This window comes from Flavicella sp. (assembly GCF_029238425.1).
Classification (GTDB): Bacteria; Bacteroidota; Bacteroidia; order Flavobacteriales; family Flavobacteriaceae; genus Flavicella.
Genome location: NZ_JAQWGB010000123.1, coordinates 1 through 21,298 on the forward strand (window position 1 = coordinate 1; position 21,298 = coordinate 21,298).

General features: G+C 32.7%; 20 protein-coding genes. 11 read left to right on the top strand and 9 right to left on the bottom strand.

Annotated elements, in window-relative coordinates:
- The first annotated feature begins 133 nt into the window (after positions 1 to 133).
- From recA to P8H68_RS09105, 3 genes are all read left to right on the top strand, one after another.
- Positions 134 to 1,144 (top strand): recombinase RecA, encoded by a 1,011-nt coding sequence (gene recA / locus P8H68_RS09095; protein ID WP_300323799.1) that lies wholly within the window; start codon positions 134 to 136, stop codon positions 1,142 to 1,144.
- Positions 1,145 to 1,281: 137 nt separating this feature from the next.
- Positions 1,282 to 2,649, top strand: a complete 1,368-nt coding sequence (rimK, locus tag P8H68_RS09100) for a 30S ribosomal protein S6--L-glutamate ligase (protein WP_300323800.1) — start codon at positions 1,282 to 1,284, stop codon at positions 2,647 to 2,649.
- Between the two features lie 5 nt (positions 2,650 to 2,654).
- A complete protein-coding gene (locus P8H68_RS09105) occupies positions 2,655 to 3,623 on the top strand; it encodes an ABC transporter ATP-binding protein (protein ID WP_300323801.1) in 969 nt (322 codons plus the stop codon).
- Here the strand turns inward: P8H68_RS09105 and P8H68_RS09110 are convergent.
- From P8H68_RS09110 to P8H68_RS09120, 3 genes are all read right to left on the bottom strand, one after another.
- Positions 3,620 to 4,912 (bottom strand): APC family permease, encoded by a 1,293-nt coding sequence (locus P8H68_RS09110; protein ID WP_300323802.1) that lies wholly within the window; start codon positions 4,910 to 4,912, stop codon positions 3,620 to 3,622. The genes P8H68_RS09105 and P8H68_RS09110 overlap by 4 nt on opposite strands.
- 269 nt (positions 4,913 to 5,181) lie before the next feature.
- Positions 5,182 to 5,853 (bottom strand): tRNA (guanosine(46)-N7)-methyltransferase TrmB, encoded by a 672-nt coding sequence (gene trmB, locus P8H68_RS09115; RefSeq protein ID WP_300323803.1) that lies wholly within the window; start codon positions 5,851 to 5,853, stop codon positions 5,182 to 5,184.
- Positions 5,854 to 5,862: 9 nt separating this feature from the next.
- A complete protein-coding gene (locus P8H68_RS09120) occupies positions 5,863 to 6,072 on the bottom strand; it encodes a hypothetical protein (protein ID WP_300323804.1) in 210 nt (69 codons plus the stop codon).
- Positions 6,073 to 6,114: 42 nt separating this feature from the next.
- On the opposite strand from P8H68_RS09120, the gene P8H68_RS09125 reads away from it, so the two are divergent.
- Complete coding sequence (locus P8H68_RS09125; RefSeq protein ID WP_300323805.1) at positions 6,115 to 7,044, top strand: DUF6427 family protein; 930 nt, start codon at positions 6,115 to 6,117, stop codon at positions 7,042 to 7,044.
- Positions 7,045 to 7,092: 48 nt separating this feature from the next.
- Here P8H68_RS09125 and P8H68_RS09130 read toward each other — a convergent pair whose 3' ends face one another.
- Together P8H68_RS09130 and P8H68_RS09135 are read right to left on the bottom strand one after the other, a co-directional pair.
- Entirely contained in the window at positions 7,093 to 7,920 is an 828-nt protein-coding gene (locus tag P8H68_RS09130) for a DUF6263 family protein (protein WP_300323806.1), read from the bottom strand.
- A gap of 105 nt (positions 7,921 to 8,025) precedes the next feature.
- Entirely contained in the window at positions 8,026 to 9,570 is a 1,545-nt protein-coding gene (locus P8H68_RS09135) for a glycine--tRNA ligase (protein WP_300323807.1), read from the bottom strand.
- 38 nt (positions 9,571 to 9,608) lie between these two features.
- Here P8H68_RS09135 and P8H68_RS09140 point away from each other — a divergent pair, with 38 nt between their 5' ends.
- Positions 9,609 to 12,140: a DUF3857 domain-containing protein gene (locus P8H68_RS09140; protein ID WP_300323809.1), complete on the top strand. Its 2,532-nt coding sequence runs from the start codon at positions 9,609 to 9,611 to the stop codon at positions 12,138 to 12,140.
- 69 nt (positions 12,141 to 12,209) lie between these two features.
- On the opposite strand, the gene P8H68_RS09145 is transcribed toward P8H68_RS09140, so the two are convergent.
- Entirely contained in the window at positions 12,210 to 13,085 is an 876-nt protein-coding gene (locus P8H68_RS09145) for a hypothetical protein (protein ID WP_300323811.1), read from the bottom strand.
- A 134-nt stretch (positions 13,086 to 13,219) separates the two neighbouring features.
- Between P8H68_RS09145 and P8H68_RS09150 the strand changes: the two genes are divergently transcribed.
- Together P8H68_RS09150 and P8H68_RS09155 are read left to right on the top strand one after the other, a co-directional pair.
- Positions 13,220 to 13,918: a ComF family protein gene (locus P8H68_RS09150; RefSeq protein ID WP_300323813.1), complete on the top strand. Its 699-nt coding sequence runs from the start codon at positions 13,220 to 13,222 to the stop codon at positions 13,916 to 13,918.
- Between the two features lie 66 nt (positions 13,919 to 13,984).
- Entirely contained in the window at positions 13,985 to 15,598 is a 1,614-nt protein-coding gene (locus tag P8H68_RS09155; protein ID WP_300323815.1) for an Ig-like domain-containing protein, read from the top strand.
- Here P8H68_RS09155 and P8H68_RS09160 read toward each other — a convergent pair.
- Positions 15,595 to 16,050, bottom strand: coding sequence for a DinB family protein (locus P8H68_RS09160; protein WP_300323817.1), 456 nt, complete (start codon positions 16,048 to 16,050; stop codon positions 15,595 to 15,597). The genes P8H68_RS09155 and P8H68_RS09160 overlap by 4 nt on opposite strands.
- Positions 16,051 to 16,158: 108 nt before the next feature.
- Here P8H68_RS09160 and P8H68_RS09165 point away from each other — a divergent pair, with 108 nt between their 5' ends.
- The gene (locus P8H68_RS09165; RefSeq protein ID WP_300323819.1) at positions 16,159 to 16,506 is read left to right on the top strand and encodes an ArsC/Spx/MgsR family protein; all 348 of its coding nucleotides are present in this window, start codon (positions 16,159 to 16,161) and stop codon (positions 16,504 to 16,506) included.
- A 163-nt stretch (positions 16,507 to 16,669) separates the two neighbouring features.
- On the opposite strand, the gene P8H68_RS09170 is transcribed toward P8H68_RS09165, so the two are convergent.
- Positions 16,670 to 17,272 (bottom strand): DUF4254 domain-containing protein, encoded by a 603-nt coding sequence (locus tag P8H68_RS09170; RefSeq protein ID WP_300323821.1) that lies wholly within the window; start codon positions 17,270 to 17,272, stop codon positions 16,670 to 16,672.
- 23 nt (positions 17,273 to 17,295) lie between these two features.
- Positions 17,296 to 18,153 carry a hypothetical protein gene (locus P8H68_RS09175; RefSeq protein ID WP_300323823.1) on the bottom strand — a complete coding sequence of 286 codons (858 nt, stop codon included), beginning with the start codon at positions 18,151 to 18,153 and terminating at the stop codon, positions 17,296 to 17,298.
- Positions 18,154 to 18,255: 102 nt separating this feature from the next.
- On the opposite strand from P8H68_RS09175, the gene P8H68_RS09180 reads away from it, so the two are divergent.
- From P8H68_RS09180 to P8H68_RS09190, 3 genes are all read left to right on the top strand, one after another.
- The gene (locus tag P8H68_RS09180; RefSeq protein WP_300323825.1) at positions 18,256 to 18,843 is read left to right on the top strand and encodes a thymidine kinase; all 588 of its coding nucleotides are present in this window, start codon (positions 18,256 to 18,258) and stop codon (positions 18,841 to 18,843) included.
- 6 nt (positions 18,844 to 18,849) lie between these two features.
- Positions 18,850 to 19,962: an alanine racemase gene (gene alr / locus P8H68_RS09185; RefSeq protein WP_366144938.1), complete on the top strand. Its 1,113-nt coding sequence runs from the start codon at positions 18,850 to 18,852 to the stop codon at positions 19,960 to 19,962.
- Between the two features lie 88 nt (positions 19,963 to 20,050).
- Entirely contained in the window at positions 20,051 to 21,298 is a 1,248-nt protein-coding gene (locus P8H68_RS09190; RefSeq protein ID WP_300323827.1) for a porin, read from the top strand.

A 21,298-nucleotide genomic window follows, 5' to 3' on the forward strand; every position in this document is an offset into this window, starting at 1 on the left:
ATTTAAATTTCAAAAAAACTAGATTTTTTTAAATTGTTGAAAACTCCTTTTCTAAGGGCTATTTCCAACAAAAAAAACACATTATTTTTACTACTTTTACTTTCTAATTATTAATTTCAGAAGCAAAGCAAATATGGCAAATGATACTAAAGAAAAAGATGCTAAATTAAAAGCATTACAAATGACCCTTGATAAGTTAGACAAAACTTATGGTAAGGGAGCTGTTATGAAAATGGGTGATGTTGCTCATGTAGATGTGGAATCTATATCTTCTGGATCTTTAGGATTGGATCTTGCTTTAGGAGTAGGTGGATATCCAAAAGGTAGAATTATTGAAATTTACGGACCAGAATCTTCTGGTAAAACAACATTAACGATACATGCAATTGCTGAAGCTCAAAAAGCAGGTGGTATTGCTGCCTTTATTGATGCAGAGCATGCTTTTGACAGATATTATGCTGAAAACCTAGGTGTTGATATTGATAACTTGATTATCTCTCAACCAGATAACGGAGAACAAGCATTAGAAATTGCTGAAAATTTAATTCGCTCCGGTGCTATTGATATTGTTGTAATTGACTCTGTGGCTGCATTGACTCCGAAAAGTGAAATTGAAGGAGAAATGGGAGATTCTAAAATGGGACTACATGCTCGTTTGATGTCTCAAGCTTTACGTAAGTTAACAGGTACAATCTCTAAAACAAACTGTACTGTTATTTTCATTAACCAGTTGCGTGAAAAAATTGGTGTAATGTTCGGTAACCCTGAAACTACAACTGGTGGTAATGCCTTAAAATTCTATGCATCGGTACGTTTAGATATCCGTAGAAGAACTCAAATAAAAGATGGTGACCAAGTAATTGGAAACAGTACCAAAGTAAAAGTGGTAAAAAACAAAGTTGCACCACCTTTCCAACAAGCAGAATTTGATATCATGTACGGAAAAGGTGTTTCTAAAGTTGGTGAAATTTTAGACATCGGTGTAAATTATGGAATCATCAAAAAAAGTGGATCATGGTTTAGCTATGGAGACACTAAATTAGGACAAGGACGTGATGCAGTTAAAAACTTGATCAAAGACAATCCTGAATTAGCAGAAGAATTAGAAGCTAAAATCAAAGAAGCTATTGAAAATCAAGAGTAGATTTTTATAGTTTTTGCAAGTATACAAAAAGAGGAAACACAATTGTTTCCTCTTTTTGTATGTATAAAAACATGTTTTTAATTTAACTTTTGAAACTATTTATATAATATATTTGTTGAAGACAATAATTATATCTCATGGAAAAAAAAATAATTGGAAGTGAGGAATGGTGCGTATTACCAAACCTTCAAATACCGGCAATAAAAGCTAGAATTGACTCTGGGGCTAAAACCTCATCTATACATGCACTTAATATAGTTCCTTTTAAAAAAAGAGGAGAAAAATGGGTACGATACGAAGTGTTTCCACTGCAATCCAACCCAAGTGTTAGCATACATTGTGAATCAAAAATATCAGGCACACGATATGTTAAGAGTTCTACAGGGATCAGTGAAAAAAGATATGTAATTCTCACAGATCTTATCTTAGGTGATGACCAATATGAAATTGAGATTACCTTAGCTAATAGAGATTCTATGGGCTTTAGAATGCTATTGGGCAGGGAAGCCATGATTGACCGACTGATTATAGACCCATCTAGAGAAGATTGTCTGACTTCTTTTACACCAGAACAGATAGATTCTTATTACAAAAGAAGCAAACCCACTGAAAATGGATTAAAAATAGGAGTGCTTGCGAGCAATCCTGAATTATATAGTAACAAAAGAATTATGGAAGCGGGTGAACAAGAAGGACATCAAATGTTTTTCTTAAACGCTCAGCAATGTTATATGAAAATGGATGCTGACAATCCTGAAATTCATTATCGAGGAGGAAATGTACTGGATAGTTTTGATGCCATCATCCCTAGAATCAAACCAAGCATGACGTTTTATGGATGTGCCTTGATTCGTCAATTTGATTCCATCGGAACCTTTATACAAAATGGTGCCTCTGCTATTTCGGAATCAAGAGACAAATTATTTTCATCTCAATTATTCTCTAAGCATGGTATTCATATTCCAACAACCGGTTTTGCCAATTCACCTTTGGAAACAAAGGAATTGATTGAAATGGTAAACGGTGCTCCATTGATTATAAAATTACTGGAAAGTACCCAAGGTAAAGGAGTTGTTTTAGCAGAAACAAACAAAGCCGCAGAAAGTGTTATCAATGCTTTTAAAAGTTTAAAAACAAACATACTTGTACAAGAATTCATCAAGGAAGCTGACGGAAGAGATTTACGATGTTTCGTTATCGACGGAAAAGTAGTAGCTTCTATTGAGCGGGTTGCCGTAAAAGGTGAATTTAGAGCAAATATTCATCAAGGAGGTACCGCAAGAATTGTCAAAATTTCGCAAGAAGAAAAAAAACTTGCCATCAAAGCTGCAAAAGTATTAGGACTTGATGTTGCAGGAGTAGATTTAATTCGTTCTAACAAAGGTCCATTATTGTTAGAAGTAAATTCATCTCCCGGTCTTGAAGGAATAGAAAAAGCAACTGGAAAAGACATCGCAAAAATGATGATTTCCGCTATTGAAAGAAAATTAAAATTCAACAAATAAAATCTGTGTTAGAACTAAAAAACGTATCATTTGCTTATGATAAAACCGAAGTTGTAAAAGATATTTCTTTCTCCGTTAATCAGGGAGAATACATAGCGATAATTGGCGAAAGCGGATGTGGAAAAAGTACGCTATTAGAAATCATCTATGGTTTATTGCATATTGATAAAGGAAGCGTTTTTTACAACGACGAAAAGTTATTGGGACCTAATTACTATTTAGTTCCGGGCGAACCATTTATGAAATATCTTTCACAAGATTTTGATCTAATGCCTTTTACCTCTGCTGCAGAAAATATTGGAAAATTTTTACCAAATAGATTTCCAAAAGAAAAAAAAGAAAGAACTGCAGAACTTCTTGAAGTTGTTGATATGGTTGATTTTGCGCATGTAAAAGTGAAAAACTTAAGTGGTGGGCAAAAACAACGGGTAGCTTTGGCTAGAGTACTGGCCAAGGAACCTGAATTATTGTTACTTGACGAACCCTTTAGTCATATTGATAATTTCAGAAAAAACAACCTGCGCCGTAAACTATTTAATTATTTAAGAGAGAAGAATATTACATGTATCGTTGCAACACATGACAGCACCGATGCACTTTCCTTCGCCGATAAAATATTAGTGATGAAAGAAGGAAAATTAGTAGCCGAAAACCCTCCAAAGATTCTCTATAACACACCACCTTCTAAATACGTAGCTTCATTTTTTGGAGATGTGAACGAAATAAAATTAGATAAAATATCAAAATCTACTTCAAAGAAAACAATTTTACTATATCCACAAGACATAAAAATTGATGCCTCCTCTAAATACAAAGCAATTGTAAAACAAGCATACTTTATGGAAGGTATTTATTTGATAGAAGTAATTTTCGACGATCAGATACTTTTTCTACAACACGATAAATACATTGACTCAAATAAAACCGTGGGTATTCATTTTTCAACTGAAATCATCAAGTTAAGAAGCAACTAGTTTTTTGTTTTAACATCATCAAAAAACCGTTTAAAAATCCATTCCCCTATAAAGCAAACAGCAATTATTGAAACAGCCACCATAACACTAAGAAAATTACTTTTTAATTGTTGTGATACTAAAACAACAAGTGCAATCAAACACAAAATAAAACCAGTAAGGGAAATCCACTTATTTCCATCAATTTGATCTGACAGCTTAAAAGCAACAAAATTCACAATCCCAAAAATCAATAAAAACCCAATACTTCCTGCAGTAGAAATACTTTCCAACTCCAAACTACTCGTCACTATAATTGTTACAACAGCTGTAATAAACAAACCAATGGGTTGGTTCCATAATTTACTAGTCAACTCATGCGGCAGTTCATCATCTTCTGCAATTTCATAGCTTACCCTACTACCACCATACAAAGACGCATTTATCGCAGAAAATGTTGAAATCAATGCTGCAATGGTAATGATGGTAAACCCAACTTGTCCTAACATGGGTTTAGCCGCTTCTGCCAACACATAATCTTCAGCAGTTGCTATTTCATCAAAAGGTAAAGAACCTACTGTTACAGCCGCAATAATGATATAAAGAAATATCACAAAAACAACAGAATACTTATAAGCTCTTGGAATATTTTTCAATGGATTTTCAATATCCGGTGCAGCATTTGCAATCAACTCAAAACCTTCATAAGCCACAAAAATCACCATTCCACCCGCTAAAATACTCACAGAATCTACCCAGTTTTGGGTTCCTAATTGAGAAATATTCGGATTGCCTATCAAACCATAAGCGCCAATAGCAATAAATGAAATTAGGATTACCAACTTAATGACTACTGCGTAGGCTTCAATTTTACCAACCACTGCAATGCTATAGTAATTGATACCCGTGGCCAAAATAATTATTCCTGTGGCATATAGATGAGAATCCATTCCTACATTCCCAGTAATAGGCATCAAGTTGGGGGCGTAAGAACCGAAAGCAGATGCATATAAAGCCAACATAATAATATAACTAATCCACAATAAATTATTGACCGCTCCACTAAAAACAGACTTTCCAAACCCTTCATTGATAAATCGTACCGTACCACCTTTGTCCGGGAATTTCATGGAAAGTTTGGAATATGCATAGGAAGTAATCAAAGCCAACATACCCGCAACAAAAAATGAAATATAGGTAGCCCCTTTTGCTATAGAGACTGCCAAACCAAGGACGGCAAATATACCTCCTCCTACCATTCCTCCAATACCGATAGAAATTGCTTCTTTTAAACTTATTTTATTTTTCATAACCCTAAATTTACAACTCTATTTTAATCAAATCAAACCCAAAAACACATGAGACAAAGCTTACAACTTAAGATACGCAAGTAACTAAAGTTCTCTCTTTTAGTTTTGAAAAAGTAGCTGCATACTCTTTGCTACCCTTATTCTTATGAGTGCAAGAAACAAAACCAATTACAATGAATAGGTAACTGTATTTGAATCTATTATTTTTCAATCAGCAGGTTTTAAACAAATATAATATTTGTTTAGCACTAGAGCTTTAAAAAATAAAACTAGTATTTCAACTTAAACTTTATATAGGTAATTGCTTTTTTCACTTCTAAATACTGCTTTTCGTAGAATGTTTGCGTATTTAAAACGTCTTCAGGTGCATGTGGATTGGTGTAGATATCATGATGTGCATATAACACTTCTTGACCTTGACCATGTAGCAATCCTAAAGTATAACCATGCATAAACTCACTATCCGTTTTTAAATGCATGATACCATCTTCATTTAAAATATGATGGTATTTTTTCAAGAACTCGGCATTTGTCAAACGATGCTTTGTTCTTTTATATTTGATTTGAGGGTCTGGAAAAGTAATCCAAATCTCACTCACTTCATTTTGTGCAAAGCAAAAATCTACCAACTCAATTTGAGTACGGATAAACGCCACGTTTGGTAAATCTTCTTCTAAAGCCGTTTTAGCACCTCTCCAAAAACGAGCACCTTTTATATCAATACCGATATAGTTGATGTTCGGATTTTTTTCTGCTAAAGCGATCGTGTATTCTCCCTTCCCACATCCTAATTCTAGAATGATAGGATTGTCGTTTTTGAAGAACTCATTCCATTTTCCTTTATGTGGAAAATTGGTAGTTACCTCTTCACGAGTCGGTTGAATAACGTTAGAAAAAGTTTCGTTTTCGTTGAAACGTTTTAGTTTGTTTTTACTTCCCAAAAGAAAACTCTATTTAGGTAAATCTTCAGTACCTTCTTTCTTAAATCTAACCGATTCTTTCATCCAGTATCCTAACAACACAAAAAAGACTCCGATAAAAAGAAAGTTGATAATATTAGATGTCCACCAGTTTTCATCACTTCTAATCAAATCAAAAGGAATAAAAAGACCTTCTGTGAACAATTCTCCGATGATTCTAAATATATTGTTTGCTATCATAACTTAAATTATCTTTACGCTGCAAAAATATAAAAACTAAACATGCTAGCCAATTTTTTTGACAAAACTAAACCCATAAATAGTATTGTCCTTTCTGTTTTGTTTTTCCTCTTATTTACAAGCCATTTTTTTCTTTCAGAAACACACCATACAGACTATAACCATTGGGGTCCAGCACTTTTAGCTTTGGTACTTAATTTTACATTTATTTTTCTCAGTTCGTATTATTTTATCAAAAACAAAGTCTCAAATGAAAATTTGCACAACACTTTTATCATGATATTGCTTTATGGATTGTTTCCGAGTGCTTTTTTAGAGATCAACTTGATCCTAGTTTCAATTTTATACCTTTTAATATATAAAAATTTAGCTCAGTTAAAAATCAAAGAAAGAAAGTCGTCTGCCTTATTTGATGCCGGAATTTATTCAGGGATTTCCTTCCTTCTTTTCCCAGGATCTATAGTATTTCTTGTCTTTATATTTACCAGTATCATTTTGGCAAAAAAAATAAAATTAAAAAATATTTTGGGCCCTATTCTTGGTTTTACTGCAACGCAAACCCTTTTTTTTAGCTATTGTTTTATCACAAATAACACAGAGTTATTCTTAGAACGAACGTCATTTAAAACAGTGTTAAATTTTGACACCTATTTTAATAATTCTTTACTCGCACCACTTATTATTTTTGGTAGTGTTTTAGGTCTAAGCATTCTTGCAACTTTTACGAGGGTCATTTCTATAAGCAGTCCTTATAGGTCTCAGTATGGATTGGCTATTTCAATGCTATTGTTTGGGGCTCTTGCTATTTTTATGAGTCCAGATAAGACTGGAGCAGAATTATTATTAATTTTTGTCCCGAGTAGTATCATAATAGGTCGATTTTTAAAAACTATTTCAAATAGACTTACCAAAGACCTATTCTTAATTGCTTTTGGTTTTTGTTCCTTGCTGTTTTTAATAAAAAACTCATAAAAAAAGCCCTAAGAAAATTCTTAGAGCTTTAATTAAGTTCATGTTTTTTTACAACTGAATTGCTTTGATTCCAATTTCAGCTTTCATATTCATATCCATAGTATTTCCTTGCGCCTCCATTTGCATATCCATATCCATCACAATATTAGACTCTAAGGTTTCTCCAGTTTTTTTATCTAAAACAACATCTCCAGAAATATTTGCTGTCAACATTTTTACTGTTTCACTTTCACTTTCTAACATTTTACCTTCAACTGTTAATAGCAATCTCTGTTTTTCAATACCCACAAGTGTGTATGTATATTCTAAATCCCCAACTTGATTCATGGTGGTAGACATCGTCCAGCTTTCTCCAACTTTCACTTTTTTATCAGGAAATTGAATAAATTGATTTGACATCTGCTCCTTTAATTCATTTGCTTTTGATGCTGGGATTTGTGGGAATATCTTTACAATATCTATCGGTTCTGCAAACGCACCTTGTGTGGTTATTTTCATAGGAACAGGCTTGTCCAAAACTCCCTTGAAACTTTCTGCTATTTTCAACGCAAAAGGATCTGTTTCCTCTTTATTATCTGAATCATAAGAACCTGACATCATTGGGTTGCTAATATCCATCGTTATTTTTTCAAACACCATATCAATGCTATTCACATCCTTATTTCTAGCTTTTGTATGATAAGACATATCAAAGGCCATCTTCATTTTTGTCACAATATTTTGTTCTCCTGCCTTAATGGTAATATTCATATCAGCATCCATATTATTCATTAGAGTTGTCCCAACTTTAGGTTGGTATCGAATCAATACAGATTTTTGAGCAAAAGTAATTGCACTGGTACACAATGCCAGACATAAAATTTTATAATTTCTCATATTTTGTTTTTTTCAAATGTAATAATTAATCCTATTAAAAATCCAAGAAATAAAAAAAGCCTTTGAGAGATTCTCAAAGGCTTTTATATATGCTATCGTTTATGATTACTTTATTTTTTGCAACCACTCAGACATGTTTACTTCTTTATTGATAATTGATTTCAACTCTGAAATCAATACTCTTTTTTGTTCCATCGTATCTCTATGACGGATGGTAACAGACTTGTCGTTTAAAGAATCATGATCTACTGTAATACAGAACGGAGTTCCGGCAGCATCTTGTCTTCTGTATCGTTTACCTACAGCATCTTTTTCATCATAAATTACATTGAAGTCAAATTTCAAATCATTTACAATTTCCTTTGCAATCTCAGGCAATCCATCTTTTTTAACCAATGGAAAAATAGCCGCTTTTGTAGGAGCTAATACCGCTGGTAATTTCAAAACAGTTCGCGATGTTCCATTTTCTAATTCCTCCTCTTGTAAAGAATTCGAGAATATTGAAAGGAACAAACGATCCAATCCTACAGAAGTTTCAACTACATATGGCACATAGCTTTCTCCCAATTCTGGATCAAAATATTGTAATTTCTTCCCTGAATGCTCTTCATGCGCTTTTAAGTCGAAATCTGTTCTTGAATGAATTCCTTCTAATTCTTTAAAACCAAACGGAAATCTAAATTCAATATCTGCGGCAGCATCTGCATAATGCGCTAGTTTATCATGGTCATGGAAACGATAGTTATCTTCTCCTAAACCTAAAGATAAATGCCAGTTCAATCGCGTTTCTTTCCAAGTATCATACCACTGTTTTTGCGTCCCAGGACGTACAAAAAATTGCATTTCCATTTGTTCAAATTCACGCATTCTAAAAATAAACTGACGTGCAACAATCTCATTACGGAAAGCTTTTCCTGTTTGTGCAATACCAAAAGGAATTTTCATTCTTCCTGTTTTTTGCACATTCAGAAAGTTCACAAAAATACCTTGAGCTGTTTCTGGGCGTAAATATAGGTCCATCGCAGAATCTGCTGAGGCCCCTAATTTAGTTCCAAACATCAAGTTAAATTGTTTTACTTCTGTCCAATTTTTAGATCCTGATAAAGGACAAGCAATCCCTAATTCTTCAATAAGAGCTTTGACATCTACCAAATCTTCTTTTTCTAAAGATTTACCCATTCTGCTTAAAATGGCATTCCCTTTTTCTTTATATCCTAAAACTCTACCATTGGTCGCTAAGAATTCTTCTTTATTAAAAGCTTCTCCAAAACGTTTGGCAGCTTTTGCTACCTCTTTTTCTATTTTAGCGTCTAACTTACCAACATAGTCTTCTATCAAAACATCGGCACGGTAACGCTTTTTAGAGTCCTTGTTATCAATCAAAGGATCATTAAAGGCATCTACATGCCCTGATGCTTTCCAAGTTGTTGGATGCATAAAAATTGCTGAATCTAATCCAACAATATTATCATGCATCTGCACCATAGATTTCCACCAATATTCTCTAATATTTTTCTTTAATTCAACACCGTTTTGAGCATAATCATATACTGCGCTCAAACCGTCATATATTTCACTTGATTGGAATACATATCCGTATTCCTTTGCGTGTGAAACTACTTTTTTAAATTGATCTTCTTGCTTTGCCATGCTGCAAAAATAAGTATTTTAGCATTAAAATAATGACTATGAAAAAATATTTATTCCTGCTGTTTTTAATATCAATTTCTACTAAATCAGTTGCTCAAATAAATTTCGGAAAAGCCCCTAAATGGGTAAAAAAAACAAACAATCAGAAATTCGACTCTCTAGAAAACAGCAAGTTATCTCAAGGAATACATTATCTACTTGTAGACAATCAAGTTAATTTACTTACCCAAGAAAATTACAGTAAAAATTCCTTCAAAATAATCAACAACTCAGGGATTCAAAATATTTCCACAATTTCCATAAAATATGATCCATCCTATCAAAAATTGTCAATCCATAAAATTGAAATCATTAGAAATGGAAAAACAGTCAACAAAATAAATGAAAACAATTTTCAATCGTATAAAACAGAGTCAAGTGCAGAAAGCTATATCTATGATGGTTCCGTTACAGCAACAACTCATATCGATGATGTTAGAGTAGGTGACATCTTAACCTACAGCTATTCCTTAAAAGGATTTAATCCAATATTTAAAAACAATTTTTCGAGTCATTTTTATTTCAGTGACCAAATTCCAATTGCTCTAAACCATTTGAGAATATTAAGTCATGACAAGTTATTTGTAGATTATATTAACTGTGATTTTAATGCCAACATAAAAAAAACGAAAACATATTTCGATTACACATGGAGAAAAGAAAACTCAGAGGCACTTGTGCTTGAAAATAATATTCCTATTTGGAAATTGGTTAACGAAATTGTCAGTGTTACAACTTTTAAAAATTGGAATGAAACAGCTAAATGGGCTAGCAACATCTTTTTTATCGATGAACCATTAAATAAGGAAATCATTGATCTTTCAAATAAAATTAACAGCACTAATTTTGAAGAATCAGAAAAGGTGATGGAGGTTTTAAATTTTGTTCAAGATGATATTAGATATCTAGGTTTAGAATCTGGTATAGGAGCGTACAAGCCATTTCACCCTAATAAGGTGATCAATCAAAGGTATGGAGACTGTAAGGACAAAAGTTTATTAATGGTGTCTATTTTAAGAGAAATGGGCATTAGAGCTTATCCTACTCTAGTCAACACCTATCTAGGTGAATCTATTCATATGATGCTACCATCCTCTATAAACTTCAATCACTGTGTCGTAAAGGTTATTGACAAAGACGACCGTGTTCATTGGTTTGACCCCACTATCGCAAACCAATTTGGTACATTCTACACTACTTACTTTCCAGATTACAAATATGGTTTAGTGATTGACGATGCTACAACAAAATTAGAAAAAATAAATTTCCATAATTACTCAAGTCTTACCGTATATGATGAATTTAGTCTTGAGAAACAATCTGAAGGTACAACATTCACTTCAAAAAAAATATATCAAGGTTCCCTGGCAGATGAACAACGACAAATTTTCAGTGAAAATAGTATTGTTAATATAAATAAAGCATATTTAGAAGATGTATCAAATCTATATTATAATGTAACCTCTTTAAAAGAAGTTTTTTTTGAAGATGATAAAAAAGAAAACACGTTTACTACTTACGAATCTTACAAAATAGATAGTCTGTGGCAACCTTCTGTGGAAGTTAATGATAAACTATTAGCCTCTTTTCATCCTAGCTCTATATATGGTAATTTAATATTACCAACTGACAATATTAGAAAAGAACCTTTTTTACTTTTTCATCCAGTAAAAACAGAACATAACATCAAAATAAAACTCAATAATGCATGGGATATAACAGATCAGTATTTAAGCATAAATAATAAAAATTTCTTTTATGATTTTATGGCTAAGTATGATTCTGAACTACTTGAGGTGGATATTTCTTATCTGTATGAAACTTATTCAGACCATGTGGATCCTAGTGAATATCCAAAATTTGGATCTGACATGAAAAATCTTAAACAAAACATAGGATATTCATTAGTCAAAGATAATTCAGCCAAAAGTTCAATTTCAATACCGTTAAACAACAACAACTTATACTATTTCATAAGTATTGGAATATTTTTATGGGCATTCGTTATTTTAATTTGGTTAAGCTTAAAAGTTATCAAATATGATCCCAAACCGACAATCTTATCATACTATTCAGAAAATCAAAATTTCGATATTTGGCTTGTTAGTATAATTGCCTTTTTAATTATTTCTGTTCTTGTATCATTTATCGTTAATATCGAAGTGCTAGCAAGTAACTGGGTTAACCTATTACTTTCTAACAACAAATCTAGTGGACTTCTATTATTTTATAAAGGGATATTTTCCTTAGCTCATATAACTTTTACTTCCTTGTCTATTTTATTATTCTTCAAAAAAAGAAGTAGTTTCCCTAGGGTAATTTCGATTGTTCTAATCGCTGAATTAACACTTGCATTAATTGAATATTTGGTATCTTTATTTACTAACCCTATCATCTACGGTTCGGATAACAGACACCTTATCCCTCTATTGATTTTTATAAAAACTGTAGCAATAGTGCTTTACTTAAATATGAATGATAGACCAAAAGAAATTTTCATAAAAAGCTTAAACCACGATCAAAAATCTTAGAAAAAAAAGAGCGAGGTTCCCCTCGCTCTTTTCCTAATTTCTTTACAGAAATATACAATTTTATAACGTTTACTTTAAAGCAATTTTAGACTCTCCAATAGTCTTTCCATCTAAAATAGCTGAAACTGTATATACTCCTTTTTTGTTCTCTTTTCTTACTAAATCTGTAATTACAATTACATCTGTAGCAATATTTTGGTAATCTATAGTTGTTGTATCAGAATAGTAAACTTCTTCTTCTGCTATTTCAACTTTTCCTTTTGGCGCTACAACTTCTCCTTCTGGACCTGTAATAACAATATAAGCAACTTTATCACCACCTTCAGCAATTACATTTTCTCCAATCTTAAATGAAACTCTAAAAGCATCTGTATATTTTGCTTTGCTAGTAGCTTTTAATGATCCTGAAGATCTTTTCTTCATAGAAGCAACCGTCAATCCATCTACAGTTAATTCAGATGCAACTGCAACTTTCCCTGCAAGCTCTTCATTTTTAGCTGCCAATTCAGCACCTTCTGCTTCTTTCGTTTCAATAATTGCTTTTGCAGCAACTACTTCTTCGTTTAATTTTTCATTTTGAGCAGTTAAATCCTCCACTTGAGTAAACAATTCTTTATTTTTCTTTTGTAAAGAATAAACTCTGTTTTTGTATCTCTTGATTGTAGAATAACTCGCTTTCTTTTCAGACTCTAATGAATCTCTATAAGTAACGATATCTTCTCTCGCAGCAGATAACTTAGCACTCATAGTTGTATTTTCAGCTATTTTAGCATCATACTTTACAACTAAATCATCTAATTCCGCTTTGATTTCTGCTTTTTCAGCTTCTAGCTCTGCTTGTAAAGCAGCATGCTCAGAATTTGAATAGAAAGCAAATACTACTGCAACTAATAATAATACCCCTAATACTATTGTTGTCAACTTACTTGGCTGTTTATTTTCCATCTTTTATTTTTCGGTTAATTTTTAAGCAGCCAAATTTAGCATTAAAAAATTAGAATAACCACTTTACACCCCATAATTACAGATAAATCTATCTCTTATCAACTAGAATTTATATCTTTAAGTAAAAAGCAACTATGATTTTAGAGCATTTAAGTAATATTCTAGAGCTATTTTACCCTAACGATTGTATTGGTTGCACTAGAAGTCTTTCAAAAAACGACAACATTCTTTGTACTCACTGTTTTCATGATCTTCCATATGCATATTACACCCAACAGGAGAACAATCCGCTTGACCAATTGTTTTTTGGAAAAATCCCGCTCGAATTTGCAACCTCCTTGCTGATCTTTCAACCCAAAGGTATCGTTCAAAATTTAATTCATGAATTGAAATACAATAACAATCAAAAAATAGGAGCTTTGTTGGGCACCCTTCTTAGTCAGGAAATCCTCTCTGTCAAAAACCTAAAACCGATTGATTATATAATCCCTGTTCCGCTGCACAAAAACAAACTTAAATCAAGAGGCTACAACCAACTTACCAGCATTGGTAACAATCTTTCCAAACATTTGAAAGCCCCCATGTTAGAAAATATTTTGACTAAGGTTAATGCTAGTGAAACCCAAACTAAAAAAAACAAACTCGCACGATGGGAAAACGCGAAACACAATTTTCAAATTCAAAAAAACGATTCTCTCAAGGGCAAACATGTTTTATTATTTGATGATGTGATTACCACTGGAGCTACCATAGAAAGTTGTGCAATAGAACTACTGAAAACTCAAAATATTACCTTAAGTATTGCTTCTATTGCGCACACAATCAACTTTTAAATTTTAATTAAAAAATTCCCTAAATAAATTGTTACTTTGTAGCTTATAATTTAATTTTTTTCGACTGTGAAAAAACTGTTTATTCTAAGTATATTTTCTCTGCTAATTATTGCTATAACCACAAGTTGCGCTAGAAAAGGAAGTCCTACTGGTGGACCTAAAGATAGTATTGCTCCTGTCATGGTAACTGCAACACCAGAACACGAAGCGATCAACTTCAACTCAAAAAAAATTAAATTACAGTTTGATGAATACGTGAAATTTAAGGATCTAAACAAACAACTTATTGTATCCCCACCTTTAAAGCATCAATCAGATATCACTCCTGTTGGAACAGCCAGTAAAAAAATAACTATTAAAATCAACGATACTCTAAAAGAGAACACCACGTATTCTTTCAACTTTGGAAACAGTATTGTTGACAATAACGAAGGAAATCCTTTAGGAAGTTTCAAATATGTTTTCTCTACGGGAAGTTATGTAGATTCTCTAGAAATTTATGGTCTTGTTAAGGATTCCTATGAAAGGGTGTTTGATACTGAAATCTCTGTGTTATTATTTGAGGTGACAGAAGATTACAATGACTCTATTATTTACAAAGAGAAACCTAGTTATATGACCAACACTTTGGATTCTATTGTATTTGACATCACAAATATAAAGGAAGGCACCTACCAATTAGTTGCTCTAAAAGATTATAATAACAATTATCAATTTGACCCTAGGGACGATAAAATTGCTTTTTCGGAGAATTACATCAACATTCCGACAGATTCTTTTTTCACCTTGAATTTATTCAAAGAGGCACCAGCGTTTAAATTGAAACGACCTTTAGAAAAACGTGTTGGAAAAATAATCTTTGGCTATGAAGGTGAAAGAAAAGGACTTGACATCAAACTCCTAACCGAAACCCCAGAGAACTTCAAAAGCTTTATTGCTAAAGAAAAAGACAAAGACACTTTGAATTTTTGGTTTACTCCGTTTGAAGCAGATTCACTACAATTCTTAGTTAGAAAAGACACTCTTGAAAAGAAATACACGGTAAAACTAAGAACAAAAAAATTAGATTCTTTAGATATTTCAGCACCAATAAACGGAAGTTTACATCCAAAAGACACTTTTTACTTAGAGTCAAACTTTCCTTTTGCCTCAGTGGATCCGGAAAATATTTATGTGACTGATCAAGATACCTTGGCCGTTACATTCCAACCGAGTTTCAATAAAGAAAAATCGAAGTTATATATTGATTTTGAAAGAATTAGAAATGGAAGTTATCAGATAGACATTTTACCAAATGCTTTTCAGAGTTTTCATGGAAAAACAAATGATACGCTTCAATACATCTTAAAAACTCAAGATATTGAAGCTTTTGCTATTCTAGAATTAAACATAAAGAACCCAAACAACAAAAATTTAATTGTTGAATTATTATCTGGTAAAGACGATTTTGTGGTTGAAAAAAGAATTACTTCAAAAAGTGAAAACTATGAGTTTGCCGACTTAAAACCTGCTACATACCTTGTTAGAATTATTTTTGATGATAATAAAAACAAAATATGGGACACAGGGAATTTCCTAAATAAAATCCAACCTGAAAAGGTGTATTATTTTGAAACCGAACTAAAGCTAAAAGCCAACTGGACGGTTAACGAAACAATTGATATAGAAAGTATTCCTTAGACTAATTTTCGAAGTCCTAAAACCGCTCCTAAATGAATTCCTTCATGGAATAAATTAAATGTTGCTGCTGATTTTATATCTTCTAAGGTAACATTCACACTAGTTGTATATGCAGAATATTCTTGAAAAATTCTTTTCTTATAATCTTCTTCAAACTTTAATGGCAATGAAATAAATAAAGATTTTATTTCATCAAATTCTTCTTTTGTGACCACTTTAGTAGGCGCCGTTCCTTTTCGGTACAATTCAATCATTTCATCAGAAACCAAACAAGGCAAACCAGAAAGCTTATAGCACAACAATTGCTGCGTAACTACCAAGTGAGCAATATTCCATACTATATTATTATTAGATCCTTCAGGGGTTTTATTCAATTGCTCCATAGAAAGTCCATCTATCAATTTCAACATCAAAACTCTCCCTTTGCTCAAACTATCAAAAATATGCTCCATAATATCAACTATAATTTTATTAAAAAAATTTTGCTAAAAGTAGCTAATTTTAGTTTCAAAACATATTATTTTTGACGGAATCAAAAGTCATGATATCAAATACGAAAGATGAAAAAAATATACTATTTAAAAACCTGTGATACTTGTAAAAGAATTTTAAAGGAATTGAATCTTGAAGGAGTTACCCTGCAAGAAATAAAAACCGAAAGTATCACTGCGTCACAATTAGAAGAAATGTATGCCTTAAGCGGTAGCTACGAAGATTTATTCAGTAAAAGAGCTCAACTATACAAATCGAGAGGATTAAAAGATCAGCAACTTACCGAAGAAGATTTCAAAAATTTAATTTTAGAAACTTATACCTTTTTGAAAAGACCGGTAGCCATTATCAATGATGAAATATTTATTGGAAACAGTAAAAAAAATATAGAAGCTCTTACTGAGGCTTTGCACTAAGGAAGTTACATTAGGTACCCGTTCGACAAGCTCAGGGCACAATATTCTCTAGCCTTCAACAATCAGGAATCCAAGAACCGGAGGCTGAGCCTGTCGAAGTCTCAACCCTTGATAAATTTATTGTATAAAAAAAGTGAGAGGAAAACCTCTCACTTTTTTTATTTTATTTCTTTGCTCTTAGCATTGGGTTCAGTTCATCATCGTTATACATCTTCATTTGTTTGTATACTTTCATGTACTTATCTCCGCTTTCAATATCATTAATTAAATCATCAATCGCAGTTGACAAATCAATTCGCTGCTCTAACAAAATATTTAATTTAGCTTGACAGGCTGTTTTGTGTTCTTCAGAAGCACTTTCTCTAGTTGCTTCCTCTCTCATATGATAAATTTTCAATGCCAAAATTGATAACCTATCGATAGCCCAAGCCGGACTTTCTGAATTGATAGTTGCCGATTGCTTTTCAACAACATTCTCGTATTTCTTCAAAAAATAGCTGTCAATATATTCCACCATATCCGTTCTATCTTGGTTAGAAGCGTCAATTTTTCTTTTCAACTCCAAAGCCTCAACAGGATTGATATCTGGTAACCTAATAATATCTTCAAAATGCCATTGAACTGTATCAATCCAACATTTTCTGTATAACAAATGTTCCAATGTAGCTGAATCATACATATTTTCAAAAGGTTGGTCTACTGAATCAACCACATGATATGTTCCTATTACACTGTCAAAAATTTTATTGTAATCCGATGCCTTCATCTATTCTTTCTTATTATTTAATATTATGCAAACTTACGAGTAATTAATGTAATAAATCGCTCTTCATATTCTTCTTTTCCACTCCAATCATAATCAGATTTCACCATCTTGGTAACAAACTTAATAGCCTCTTTTTCAGACTTAAATGAATTCAACTGAGAAACTACTCTGTTAAAATCCTCCTGACTTCCATCAAATAAATGCTTTACGAAGGCAATTCTATCGTTCAAACCGATTTGTAAATTCTTATGCACCAACACATCATTCAAAGATTTTTTAGTAGTCTCTACTCGAACTGCATTTTCAAAAAGATCCGTAGTCACATCCAAAGAAATAGTTCCTTCCAATTCCTTTTCCAAGGTATTTTTCTTAGCAACAATTTTCTTTTCCTCTTTTCTTACAGAAAATAAATCTTCTACTATGGGAGCTTCTTCTTTTTCTTCTATTTCTGCTACAACCTCCGCTTCAGGTGCCTTCGCTTCTTCTGCAACAGGAACTTCTTTTGACTCATCCTCAACCTCTTCAATTGGTGCTTCAGCTTCTGTTTTTTGCTCCTCCTTAGAAACCTCAACAGCTTCAACAACTTTTTCAGAAACCTCCTTTTCTTTTGGTTCATCTTCCGGTTCTAATTTGGGCTCTTTCAACTCAACAACAACCGCTTCTGCTTCCTTATCAAGATCTAACAAAGCCGCTTTTTCAAGAATCTCTTCCTTTGAAGAATCTGGTGTTGCAGCTACATATCTATCCACAAAAGCAAGAACAGAAAGTTTTTCATACAACTCTCCTGCCTTAGCTTTCAGCGCCAAAACATCTTCTTTATTTTTCATTTGTAAAATGCTATGAGCTATGCTCACCAATTCCGATTCTATCTTTTTATGCATAATTTGATTCTTTTTGAAGACCTTTACTTATTTTATTTTGATAAATTTGTCGAACGAAGACTGAAACCTCAGTCGGAATGATTCAAGTTTTAAAATTACAAAATGTTTCTCGAAAATACAGTAAATCATACAGAACAATTTGGATGGATAGAAGTAATATGTGGTTCTATGTTTTCTGGAAAAACCGAAGAATTGATCAGAAGGCTTAGACGTGCAAAAATAGCCAAACAGAAGGTTGAAATTTTTAAGCCTACAACCGACTCAAGATATGATGAGGAAATGGTGGTATCTCACGATGCCAACGAAATAAGATCTACTCCGGTTCCTGCAGCTTCTAACATACGCCTTTTGGTAAATGATGTGGATGTAGTAGGTATTGATGAAGCCCAATTTTTTGACGATGAAATTGTAACTGTTTGTAATGATCTTGCCAATAGAGGGATCAGAGTAATTGTAGCGGGTTTAGACATGGATTTTGAAGGAAAACCCTTTGGCCCCATGCCTAATTTAATGGCTACAGCAGAATATGTAACGAAAGTGCATGCGGTGTGTACCAAAACCGGTAATCTAGCACATTTTAGCCATCGTACAACGGAAGATAAAAAACTAGTTGTTTTAGGAGAAACTGAAAATTACGAGCCGCTTAGTAGAGCCGCTTATTTCAAAGCAACTGATAAAGAAAAAAAATAATTCATCTTGAGCAGTATAGAAAACCCACATGTGAGTGTTTTAGAATTAGACATGAATGCTTTGGCGCATAACATCTCTTATTTTAAAAATAAATTACAGTCCTCTACAAAATTATTGGCCGTTGTAAAAGCTTATGCTTATGGTCATGATGCCACACAAGTTAGTCTTGTTTTAGAAAAAAACAAAGTCGATTACCTTGCAGTTGCTTATACTTACGAGGGAATTTCTTTAAGAAAATCTGGTATTAAAACACCTATTTTAGTGCTACATGCTCAAATTCAGAATTATGCACTTTTAACAGAACACAATCTTGAGCCCAACCTGTATTCTCATGCTACCTTAAATGCTTTTATCGAATTTGCTAACAAAAACAAATTAGATAATTATCCCGTACATATTAAATTCAACACAGGCTTGAACCGACTTGGGTTTACTCCAAACGAAGTTCCAAAGCTTATAAAAACGTTCCAAGAAAATAACAATCTTAAATTACAATCTGTTTTCTCTCATTTGGCGGCGAGTGAGGATTTAAATGAAAAAGAATTTACACTCCAGCAGATTGAAAAATTTAAAGACATCAAACAAAATATTTCTGATGCCTTTTCTCACACTATCGATTTTCATTTGAGCAATACTTCTGGGATCATAAATTTCCTTGAAGCGGAACATGACATGGTTCGTTTAGGTATTGGAATGTATGGTTTTGGAAATACACCTAAAGAAACTTCTAAATTAAAAAATGTTAGTTCTTTAAAAACAATCATCTCTCAAATTCACACTATTTCTCCTGGAGAATCATTAGGATATAACAGAGCTTTTATAGCGGAAAAAGAGACCAAAACAGCAACTTTACCTATCGGTCATGCAGATGGAATATCTAGAGAACTTGGAAATGGAAAAGGATCAGTGCTGATAAACGATACAATTTGTCCTATTATTGGAAATGTTTGTATGGATATGATTATGGTTGATATTACAGGTGTTTCCTGCACAGAAAGAGATCAAGTTGTTATATTCAACAATCAAACTATGGTCAATGAACTAGCAAAAAATTCTAACACCATTTCCTATGAAATCATCACAGGAATTTCACAAAGAATCTCTAGAAAAATAATCTAATTACTTTTTAGTAACACTTTATTTTAATCCTAAGTCTATATTTTTCCTAAAACTATTGTTTATCTTTAAAGCAACTAAATCAGTTGCGATGAAAAAACCATTTTGGATCATTAGTTTTTTTGCTCTACACAGTTTATTTATTTCTGCCCAGGAAAGTAACAAAGACAGTATTCCAAAGGAATTATTTTGGTACCAAAAATTTAAAATAGGAGGCTACCTCCAAGCCAGATACAACGATTTATATAAAACCAATCCTGAAATGGAAAGTCCACAAGGTGATAGAACTTATGGCGGCTATCACGGATTCTCCCTTCGCCGAATGAGATTTAAAGTCTCTGGTCAAATTCATCCAAGAGTTTATTTTTATTTTCAAGCTGATTTTGCTTCTGATGGAAAAAATCTTGGTCAGTTAAGAGATGCCTATTTTGACTATAGCATTGACAAAGCGGGTACTTTTAAATTCCGAGGCGGACAAAGTAAAATCCCCTTTGGATTTGAAAATTTACAATCTTCTCAAAACAGAATTGGTTTGGATCGTAATGACCCGTTAAATAGTGCCGTAAAAGATGAGCGTGACCTGAGTTTAGGTCTTCACTGGGCCACCTTAAAAAAACGAGCTTTATTCAAAGAACTTGTTTCAAAAGGACTTAAAGGAAGTGGAGATTATGGAATGGCCTATTTGATGTTATATAACGGACAAAAAGCAAATACACTTGTACCTGATGTCAATAAATTAAAACATATCGCCTTGCGTTTTACCTATCCCGTTAAATTAAATTCTGGACAAATTCTTGAAGGTGGTATTAGTGGCTATACAGGAGAATATGTCACAACAGAAGTAAACTCAGGTGTAAAACTGAGAACAGAAGATGGCACTGTTACAGATATTGAGGCACTAGACCAAACCTTTAGAGATCGTAGAATTGCGGCTCATTTCATCTATTATCCGCAACCTTTCGGGTTTCAAGCGGAATACAATCTCGGTAAAGGACCTGAATATGCTTATGACAGTTCTAATCTCACCACACCTCACTCTATAGGAATTGAATCCTTGCATGGTGGCTATGCACAATTGATGTATATGATTAGAAAAAAAGAACATATCATTACTCCCTTCGCTAGATATATGAGATATCAAGGTGGTAAAAAATTTGAAATAGATGCCCGAAGTTATGATATGCAGGAACTTGAAGTTGGTGTAGAATGGCAACTCAACAAAGCCTTTGAATTCACCTTTAATTATACCATAGCAGATAGAAGATATGAAAGTTCATTAAATCCAGTAAACAGACAAAAAGGACAACTTATTAGAATGCAATTTCAGGTAAATTATTAG